We start from the raw sequence: 10039 nt of genomic DNA on the forward strand, positions 1-10039 counted from the left end.
TGGATTGCACAACTTCCGTCTCAGCTATCGCTAGCTGGTGACAGCTTAGGGTGAAAGGAATAGAAACGATCCCACTTTTCTCTACAACCTCTTATTTCCGATTAAGTTTAATGGCTCCCAACGATGGCACATCGCTATTTTTTTAGGGAATTCCTTTTAGTGCAAATTAGCACCCAATCGGCAGGATGCACCAGATTATCGACTTATCGATTTCGATCATGACGCTTGCCCTGAGAATCGTGACGCTATTTGCTTTTCTAGGTGCCATTTCCCGAAGCTAGTCTCTCAAGTCACTTGAAACCGCTTTACGAAACTTCAAGTTTATTCGTAGCGGCAGAATAATAGAGCAATTGTCACTATAATAAATAATATAGCTAAAATTCATGGAAAATCTCGAGCGAAAAGCCTGAATTATCGCCAATACCTGTCTGTTTCTATTTAAATCTTTCTTCTGCTTTCTCTGGCAAATTTGACGCTTTTTAAATATTTTCTGAAAAGCCTCTCGATCGCGATCTAAGTTAGCCTTTTTCCATCGTCGGCAATTCCCACATCTTCTGATGAAAAGGAACTGTCGAGTAGAGGATGTAACGAGCGATACAGCGATTGCCAGCAGAGCTACGGCTATGCGAAATTGCGATCGCTCAAAAAGATGAAATCTAAAATCATCCTTTTGGCGGATAGATAAAAGCTGCGTTTAATCCTGACCCAGGCAACTGGAATGGGAAGAAATGGGTATCCACTTCTCAAAAAAGGCAGAAGTCGGATTCAAGATGATAGGCAAGAATTTTTATCGGTACTGATTCAGCAGTCAATTTGCCGTGTTGGGTTTCGTACCTCACCCCTCCACGCCCCCAACCGACAAAATGACACCGACAAAATGACATAGTTGAATTCGGTTCTCCTACTAACTGAATTGGTTTTCTAGTACCCAGTCCGAATGGGCGGGTTCCAAACCCCCCCAAACAGCCCTCAGTCCCTTATTTATCCTTCCTAAACGTCGGTGCCACAAGCCAACGGACACTACCCTGCCAGCATGACGGTGACGGATACCGCTCACCGAAAAATTTCCGATGGAAACCGGATCATCTATCAGCGATTGAAACAGGCGCTGAGTCTTGGTTTGCGTCGCCAAATTTTTGTGGCGGTATGCGACGACCTCACCCTGAGAAATCGTCTGGCTGCCCGATTACACGCAGAATTGGCGATTTCGGAAGACGGAAGAAGAAACAAGTCCAATCGCACTCATTCGTCTTTCCTGCCGAATCCTGGCTCCTTCCAAGGCTACCCCCGACTGGTTAGCCTGAACTTAAACTTGAGCCAGCCGCATCCCATCGCTCAGATCAATCGCTGGTTAGCCAAATACCCACCCCCTGACAACAACCCACCCGGATTTCAAATTTTGGGGGTGGAACTATTAACCAAGCAGCCAGCAACGGTACAGGGATTATTTCTGCGCTCTCTCAGGGGAATTGAGCGCAGTTTGCCGCGCTTAGAATCTAGCTTGTTGCTGTGGATGCCTCGCCCTTGGTTCCGGGCGATTCAGCAGTCGGCACCTGAGTTTTGGCGGTGTCACACCGGCTTATTTGAGTTTGAAGGGGAACCCACGCCTGTATCAGAAGAGACGTGGTATCCGTCTCTACAATTCTCAGCGCCCCGCGAACAAGCGGCTGAGCAAGAGACGGCTGTACCTCAAGAAAATCTGTGGCACATTCTGAACCGCGACTTCGCGAAATATAGCGAAACCCGTTCGGAAAATCCAGTTTCAGGCAATGATTCTGGTAAGGAAGAGGTACAAGCGACGCCTCCGGGAGAGGAATCTCAGCATCCGGCAACAAATCTGCCAACGAGTCCTTCTCCCCTGCAAGAATCAGAAGCAAAGAATGATGAATCAGCATTCATTCATCCTTCCCATCCTGAAGCCCCTCATCAGGCGATTAAGAATCTGCCTCAGGTGCAATCGTTGCAGGAAATTGCTCAATTACAGCAGCAATCCTGTCCGCCAGAGGCACTTGCTGAAGCTTATCTGAGGCTGGGGAATCATTACCGCGATCTAATTGAACTCGAACAATCGAATACCTCGCAAGAAAACCTGATCGTTGCCATCCAAGCTTACGAACAGGCATTGAGTTGGCTAGAGGCAGATTCGCCGCTGGTACCGGATACCCTTAATGACTTGGGCAATCTCTACTGGATGCTAGCTCGCTATCCAAGCAAAGTCGAGGAGATGCTTGTCTATCTGGAGCAAGGGATTCAAGCGTATCAAACCGCTTTAACCACCTTCAATCCCGATGAAGCGCCCCACACCTATGCCATGATTCAAAATAATTTGGGGGCGGCATACGGAGAAGTGGCTCGTTATCGAGATGCTGCCCAGAACTTGCAATACTCGATTGGCGCTTATCAAGAAGCTTTGCGCTATCGTCCTTCCCAGATGGAGCCGCTCAAATATGCGGCGACGCACAATAATTTGGGTACGGCTTACTGGCATTTAGCACAGCAGCAGCAGCCGGTGACAAACTTGCAACAAGCGATCGCATCTTATACAGAAGCGCTGTTGTATTACAATCCGGAGCAAGAGTCGCTTAGCTGGGCAATGCTGCAAAACAACATCGGCACCGCCTACTGGAATCTCGCCCAGTACGAACAACCTGCGACCTATTTAAAACTTGCTATCGACGCTTACTTGAATGGACTAAAATATCGGACGCCCGATGTAGTCCCGGCAGCTTGTGCGGCGACGCAGAATAATTTAGGTACGGCTTACTGGCATTTAGCAAGCCAGATAGAAACGAAGGTGGAAGCGCGACAGGAATATTTGCAGTCGTGTATTACAGCCTATGAAACTGCGATCGCGCTTGTCCATCGGCTGAGCCAAAACACTCCCCCAGTCCCGGTTACGTTTGATGCCTCTGCCACCTACAATAATTTGGGGCTGGCTCACTACCAGATGGCAACGGATAAGCAGTTCGCTTTGGCTCAGGGTTCCCTGTTAGAGCATCTAGAGGCAGCGTTACACAACCATTTACAAGCGTTGCGGGGTTTTAGCGCTCAACCTGATGCCTACGAATCCACTTTGTCTTATGTTGTGCAGACAATCCGGGCGTTTTTCCGCGAACGTGGCTTACAAGGTCAAAATCTCGCCCTTTCTAAGGTTCCGGGTAAGCTGTTGCCAGAATTACTGCGGCGGTTGTAATTTTCCAATGCACTGAATCAATCTGCTTGTGTAGAAATCGCAATCCATTTGAGCTGTGAGACGTTAGCCCTTCAGATCCTCGACTTCAAGAGAAGTCGGGGATTTCTTCTTTGGAAATCATTTAGCAGTGCTAGAGCTTGGAATCTAAAGCAAAATCGCGATCTTGCTAACGAAAAATTATTTTCATTTATTCCAAGATATTGAAGAAAATGAAGCTTTCCCTGACTCCTGCTACACTATTGTGGGGAATGAAGCTATGAAATATTTTCTGGAGGCTGAATTAGTTGCTGACTTGTTAATAATGACTTTCAAAAGTTTTAATGAGTTATTAATTGCCTAAAGCTAATTGAAACCATTTTTATAAATGGTTGAAGCCAGTTTATTCTTCTTAGTGGGGGCACTGCCATGCCGTGTCCCTAGCGTTCCCTCCATCAATTTGCCGTCACCCAATATCCCTAAATCTATACCGTGCAGAACATACCTCAAGATGATTCACCGAATGTTCCTGTCCAAAGAAATTGGTATTTAGTGACATTAACTCAGGTGTCGAAGCGTGAATTATTTTGCAAGCAAATTTTACACGCGATAGAACAAGAAAAGCTACAAGATGTGATTTTAAGAGTGGAAATGCCAAAAGAATCTGTATATCAGAATTTGGTATTGCTGGAGACGACGAGTTTTAAAGCTCTACGCGATCGCTTGCGACAGCTAGACTACGATCCCAAAATTTCGCCTAAACCCTTAACTTCCGAGCAAGTTAACCGGATGTTGGGCTTATAAAAAAGCAGTAGGGGCAGGAAAACAATCCTGCCCCTACGTTTATGGATTAGCGGAGAAAATCGGTAACTTTAACGACCGGAAACGGCTAAAGCGCCAGCGATCGCGGAAACGATTCCAGACACAGTTGCCGTACCAAACAGCCACCAAGCGGCAGAGGCAGCAGCTTTGCGAGTTTCTTCTGCCTGCCGCTGCGCTTGATACTTCACTTCGTCTAAGCGGCGTTGCGCTTCCTGTTGGAGGCGATCCACCCGTTGCAGGACGCTGTTGCGTGCGCCTTCAATTTGATCGACGAGCCGGTTAGCATCTTCCTCGGAGATGTCCTCGCGGGAAGACATGATGGCAACCAGAGTATTGCGATCGAAATGGGAGAGGCGATCGCGCAAGGCATCAAACCCAGCTTGCGGATCGTCAAACAACTTGCGAACATCTTTCTTGATGCTGTCATAGTTGAGTTCTGGGCGATCCAGCGAGTTGAGGTAGTTGCGAATTTGAGCAAAAATCCCGTCAATCGTCTGTTGAATTCGCCGTTGAATGCTGCGAATTTGCTCCACAAATTGATCGCGTACCGAGAGGACTTGATCCACAATTCGGGCAGCTTCTTCCTCAGAGATATCCTGCCGTTGCGACAGCAGAGAGATCATCGTGTCGCGGTCGATGTGAGATAGGCGATCGGTCAGACTCTCAACTCCGGTGCGCGGATCGTGCAGCAACAACTGCAAATCGCGCTTAATTGCTTCTGGGTTGAGTTCGTCTTTGCCAGTATTCCGCAGGTAGTCTTGTAGCGTGCTTTGGAAATCTTGGATTTGTGCCTGCGTCCGGGTGGCAAGGCGACGAGGCGCTCTGACGATGTTTTTGATCGTACCCTGCACCTGATCGATGACCTGATTTACTTGCTCTTCGCTTAGGTCTTGCCGTTGACTCAGTAGCTTCACCAGGGTATCGCGGTCTACTTGAGATAGCCGTTGCCGCAGTGCCGTCGCACCTTCTCTGGGATCGGAGAGCAGCCTGGTCAAATCCCGCTGGATGCCTTCGGGATTCAGTTCGTCTTTACCAGTGTTCCGCAGGTAATCTGCTAGAGCCGTGCTGGTTTTGTCTACCTGCTCTTTGGCTTTATCTACGACCATTTGCGGTGCTTGGACAACGCTGCTCCAAGAATGTTGCACCTGATCGATGATTTGATTTACCTGGTCCTCGCTCAAGTCTTGTCGCTGACTCAGTAGCTGGACTAAGGTATCGCGGTCAAAGCGAGAAGCTCTCGACCGAAGTGCCCACATTCCTGCCTGCGGGTCGTTCAGGAGAGTTTTGATATCTCGCTGGATGCCTTCAGGATTCAGTTCGTCTTTGCCAGTGTTCCGCAGATAGGACTCTAAATTGAGCCACACTGCCTCGGTTTCCGATTGGATTCGGTCTCGGAGGGCTTGGGATTCGATCAGCACCCGATCGCGTGATTGTTCTAAATTCGTAGCGATCGCGTCAGCTTCTGTCTCGCCGATGTCTTCGCGTCCCCGCAGCAATTGCATCAAGGCATAGCGATCGTACAAAGCAAGACGACGCTCAAGGGTGTCGTGGTCGGCATCTGCGTCTTCTAGCACCTTTTTGAAATTGTCGTTAACGCCTTCTGCGCTCAGTTCTGTCTTGGGTGCTGTTCGGATATAATCTTCAACTCGGCGGCGCAGGTCTTGCGTCCTTTCTTCTTCTTCAGCTGCTCGCACTGTCACCAAAACTTCTTGCCGGATGCCTTCCAATTGATCGGAAATGTCGTTGATTTTGTCTTGGGTAAAGACGCCCCGTTGTTGCAACAGGTTGGCAAAATATGACTTGTCTAGTTGCTCCAATTCCCGGCGAATTGTCCCCGGATCTCCTTGGGGGTCGTAGATGACTTCTTTGAATTCCCGGTTAAGTCCTGGTCGGGTAATCTGCCAGGAGTACGTGTTGAGCAGGTAGTTGTCTACATCTGCTCGAATGGTGCTGTAGGGGAGTTCTGGTTTAACTCCTGCTTGAGTCGCTAGTTTGTCGGTTTGCTCGGTTACTTTGTCTTTAGCTTTAGAAAGGGAACTTAAGATGGTTTGCACATCTAAATCTGAGAGATCCGTGCGTCCCATTGCTAATCCCATGAGGGTCGTTAAACCCTGTTGAACGCTTAGCTGAATTGGACCAGGAGCTGCGTCGTCGGCTGCTTTTTGATCGGCTTTTTTAGAGTCGCGCGTCTCTGCAATCAGCTGGTCGAGTTTGGCGTTGATATCATCTGACTTCACTTGACCCGGTTGTGCAGACTTGAGATAGTTGAGCAGTTCGCCCATCCGATCGGTTTGTTGTTCTCGCGATCCCACGGCTTGCCGCCATACGCCTTCGAGTTGGTCTACGATGCGGTTAAGGTCTCGTTTCGAGAGGTCTGTGCGATCGCTTACCAAATTTACAAATGTTTGGCGGTCGATGTTGCGAAGATTATCGGTGTTAGCGATCGCTTTTAGTTGCGGGTCGTTGAGCAATCTTTCAAATTCACCCCGAATCTTTTGTATATCGAGTTCAGGGGGACGCAAGGACCCTAAATAATCCTCCAGCGTCTCGCGGATGCTGGCAGGATCGATTCCCGATCCCAGTTCTCGCCGCACAGCTGCTGCTGCTGCCTCTGCGGTTGACACAACTTGATTATTTACAGCTTGTGCGCCGATTGCTGCGGTTGCTGTGCCGACAATTGCTTGGAAGCCGCTGGTTGCAGTATTAACAACTGAACCCACTAACGATCCCACTGTCGTTGAACTTACCCAGAATAGCAGGCAGAAGTAGGTTGCCCAAATTACCAGACCGATAATGGCACCCAAGCCGCCACTGCTAATCAAGCTCAGTTTCACTGCCAGGAAACACGCGATCGCTAACGCAATGGTGACTGTCACCAGCGTCCAAATTCCGACTGCTGTCCCTATTTTGCGAATTGTCCCTCCCAAACTTCCAGATTCATCCCGATCGGAATCTGAATCTGATTGATGCCCCAAGTAAGAGATCCCGGCGGCGACTGAGAGGTTGGTTAACAATAATTGCAACGCAAAAGCTAACACTATCCCAGAAATCAGCGCTACAAAAAATTGAGGCCCTGAAAAGACAAGTGCCGCTTCTTCTGGAGTATTCACCGTTGGATCGACTGGTGTAACTTGAGCGAGCCAAAATAGGGTTTTGTACATTCCCATGAGTATTCCCGTACTCTCAAACATGATATTTTCTTCCTCAAAGCAAATCCCGCGCAAATTATAAATTAAGGTATGTTGAGTGGTCAAAATCTGCAAAAAAGACCACACTCTGAAACACCCGTTTGTCAAAAAAACGAGTGATTATCTTTCTGGTTTCTTTGTACTCATCTACTTAAGTAGTTACTCTGTATGTATCGCCTAACTCCTCTCTGTACGCCAGAATCGTCGAATCGGTCACTACAAAGCATCCTCCTGAGGTCTGAAATGTATACCTGTGGCAGGATGGAGAGAGTAAGGGAGTAAGCCGCGAGCAATAAAACTACATTTGCAGACCTTTTCCTAAAACACGCTGCTGCTTCTTTCCATAAGCACCATTATCTAGGCGATCTGCTCCGAAACCATGACGTACAGTTTAACTTAAGGAGTGGAACAATAACTTTTAATAAAAGTTTATCTTCTATCCAAATTTTAGGAACTGAATCAGACGCTAGAGATACTTAGCTCTGGGCTTATACTGACGACCAAAATAATATATCAGATGCTTTTATGCAAGGCCCTATCGGTATAAAAACTTTTAGAATTTGAGAAAACAGCAGGAATTCATTGTTCCAGGATTGTTTCTGATTCGTGAAGTAAGCGACCATTTTCTGAAAGCGGGTGCAAATAGAGCCTGTGAAACTAACAGGTATTCTTTATATCCGTTAGAATTGAAATATTTTACTTTTTTTGGAAATACTAATTTTAACCACAATATTACCATTTGATAGAATTAATTTAAGGTTTTTAACTTAATCTTTAAGCTAATTATGCAATACCCCCAGCAATTATATGCTCAGTTTTTTCTGTTTTCATGATTTGGCAATTTTAGTATGTTCATTGAAAGTTCTAATTAAATCTTCTTTTGCAGATTTAATTAGAACTTTCAATTTTATGCTTATAAACGTCAGACTCAACTGAATTATGTTAAAACGTAAAGAACAATTTTAAAATCAAAGAAATAATTTTCTGTCCCTTTAATTGAAAGCTGGCGAGAAGTCAATACGGTTTGGCTGGAAAAAGAATGTGAGAAGGCAATATATCTATAGAACCCATTTGACATCTTAGGGAGCCTAAATTAAGGTACTCAAAGCCGTCTCACCCTGCTCCGATGCCTTATTCCAGTGACCTCACCGATGAAGAATGGGATAATCCTGGAACCCCTGTTGCTCCAGATATTACCCACGAAGAAGCGGACTCGCCCGTCTAACTGTACAAAGCGGAAAATCTTCAATGGTATCCTCTATCAACTAAAAAATGGCTGTAATTGGTGTGATTTGCCCAGAGACTTGCCACCCTACTCAACAGTCTACTGGCACTACAAACAGTGGCGAGCCGCAGGGGTGTTCGAGCAACTGATGAGCGTCTTGCATGGACAAGTCCGCCAGCAGGTCAAAAAAAAACGAAGTGGACAACCTTAATTATCATCGACTCTCAAGCGGTAAAAAATACCTGTAACGCCAGTGTGGACTCGAAAGGCTACTGTTTTTATAAAGCGACTAACGGAATCAAGCATGCATCTCGCTATTGATACGCTTGGATTTCCCTTTTTTACACACTGTACCCCTGCTAACGTCTCTGATGCTTGGGGACTCGTTGAGATGTTGTCTGACAACATCGACTATTTTCAGTCAAAACCTGTCAATATTCCGAAGATTACCATCTTGCTAGACCACGGTTATCACCTGGACTATTTAACGCAAGAGTTAGAGCGAATTTATCCACAGATTATGACGAAGATCAGGTTTGAACGTTCGACAAAACCCTCAAAACAAGAGAAAGCCGCTCAGGGAAAATCTGGCTTTGTTCCGGCAGTGGCTCGGTGGGTAATTGAGCGGTCGAATGCTTGGATGGAGCGCTGTAAGATTCTGGTGAAGAACTTTGAGCGAACCTTAGCCAATGCCACGACCAAAATCAACCTTTGCTTCATCAGGTTAATGATTAAGAGGCTTTCAACTCCTTCTTAAGATGTCAAATGGGTTCTATAGCGTTTCTCAGTTGGCTAGGACATATAGCAATCCCAAGTCAGTTATGAGAATCTAGAGAAGACTCAAACAGGGTTGGAAATGGTTCGATGCTAGAAGACCTGAATGACTTCATTGACTCAAATCCAGATGCACGTGAACTCAAGCGAGCAGTACCAGTGCAGATGTTTCTCAAAGGGTATAAACATCGAGAGATTGAGGAGAGTTTCGGTGTCAGTTCAGGTTTCATTAGCAAATGGACTGGGAGTTACAAACAGTTGGGAGTATCTGGGTTGAAACTGGGGTATCAAGGCTCAGTCGGTTATCTGGAACCGGAACAACGGCAGGCGGTGCTGAGCTGGTTAAAGGGCAAAAATTACTGGAATCTGGCCCAGTTGCAAGCGCACATTGAACAGGAGTATGAAGTGGTATATGACTCCAAGCAAAGTTACTACACCCTGTTTGAGCAAGCTGGGATTAGCTGGAAGAAAACGCAAAAGCGCAATCCGAAAGCAGACCCAGCATTGGTAGAGAAAAAAACAGGAGATTACGGCTTGGTTGGAGACGCATCGGCATGAAATCGTCTCGGGTGAGTTGGTGGTCTTCTTTGAGGATGAATGCCATCTGTTGTGGGGGGACTTATGCGGGTATGTGTGGGGCAAAACAAACGAACGCATTCAGGTTCCCATCACCAATGAACGCAGCAAGCAGACTTACTATGGAGGGGTGAATATTTACACTCAACAGTGCCTGATTCAAGCATCCGAAGCTGGCAATAGCGAGGGTACAATTGCCTTTCTCAAATATCTCGAACGCCAATGTCCCAACAGTCGCATTGCCCTGATTTGGGATGGAGCCACCTATCATCGCTCTATTGAGGT

At 46.7% G+C, this 10039-nt stretch carries 7 protein-coding genes and 1 pseudogene; 7 read left to right on the top strand and 1 reads right to left on the bottom strand.

Annotated features, from left to right (window positions below; all coding sequences use genetic code 11):
* The first annotated feature begins 718 nt into the window (after positions 1 to 718).
* From NC996_RS27645 to NC996_RS27655, 3 genes are all read left to right on the top strand, one after another.
* On the top strand, positions 719 to 886 hold the full coding sequence (locus NC996_RS27645; RefSeq protein WP_190536917.1) for a hypothetical protein: 168 nt from the start codon (positions 719 to 721) through the stop codon (positions 884 to 886).
* 147 nt (positions 887 to 1033) lie between these two features.
* Entirely contained in the window at positions 1034 to 3193 is a 2160-nt protein-coding gene (locus NC996_RS27650; protein ID WP_190688326.1) for a tetratricopeptide repeat protein, read from the top strand.
* Between the two features lie 468 nt (positions 3194 to 3661).
* On the top strand, positions 3662 to 3973 hold the full coding sequence (locus NC996_RS27655; RefSeq protein WP_190411315.1) for a chromosome segregation ATPase: 312 nt from the start codon (positions 3662 to 3664) through the stop codon (positions 3971 to 3973).
* A 68-nt stretch (positions 3974 to 4041) separates the two neighbouring features.
* Here the strand turns inward: NC996_RS27655 and NC996_RS27660 are convergent, their stop codons facing one another.
* Positions 4042 to 7182, bottom strand: a complete 3141-nt coding sequence (locus tag NC996_RS27660; protein ID WP_190688318.1) for an MFS transporter — start codon at positions 7180 to 7182, stop codon at positions 4042 to 4044.
* Positions 7183 to 8330: 1148 nt separating this feature from the next.
* On the opposite strand from NC996_RS27660, the gene NC996_RS27665 reads away from it, so the two are divergent.
* The 4 genes and pseudogenes from NC996_RS27665 to NC996_RS27680 all read left to right on the top strand — a co-directional run.
* A complete protein-coding gene (locus NC996_RS27665) occupies positions 8331 to 8615 on the top strand; it encodes a transposase (RefSeq protein ID WP_199303263.1) in 285 nt (94 codons plus the stop codon).
* Between the two features lie 2 nt (positions 8616 to 8617).
* Positions 8618 to 9161 (top strand): annotated as a pseudogene (locus NC996_RS27670) (transposase).
* Positions 9162 to 9268: 107 nt separating this feature from the next.
* Positions 9269 to 9736, top strand: coding sequence for a winged helix-turn-helix domain-containing protein (locus tag NC996_RS27675; RefSeq protein ID WP_190688321.1), 468 nt, complete (start codon positions 9269 to 9271; stop codon positions 9734 to 9736).
* Positions 9717 to 10039 (top strand): transposase (locus NC996_RS27680; protein ID WP_339380435.1); only part of this gene is annotated, 323 nt, incomplete at its 3' end. The genes NC996_RS27675 and NC996_RS27680, both read left to right, overlap by 20 nt.

The organism is Trichocoleus sp. ST-U2, assembly GCF_039961875.1.
Taxonomy (GTDB): domain Bacteria; phylum Cyanobacteriota; class Cyanobacteriia; order Cyanobacteriales; family FACHB-T130; genus FACHB-T130.

Coding starts and splice junctions, on each gene's coding strand:
- NC996_RS27645 (WP_190536917.1), top strand. CDS start 719: ATGGGAAGAAATGGGTATCCACTTCTCAAAAAAGGCAGAAGTCGGATT.
- NC996_RS27650 (WP_190688326.1), top strand. CDS start 1,034: ATGACGGTGACGGATACCGCTCACCGAAAAATTTCCGATGGAAACCGG.
- NC996_RS27660 (WP_190688318.1), bottom strand. CDS start 7,182: ATGTTTGAGAGTACGGGAATACTCATGGGAATGTACAAAACCCTATTT.
- NC996_RS27665 (WP_199303263.1), top strand. CDS start 8,331: ATGAAGAATGGGATAATCCTGGAACCCCTGTTGCTCCAGATATTACCC.
- NC996_RS27675 (WP_190688321.1), top strand. CDS start 9,269: ATGCTAGAAGACCTGAATGACTTCATTGACTCAAATCCAGATGCACGT.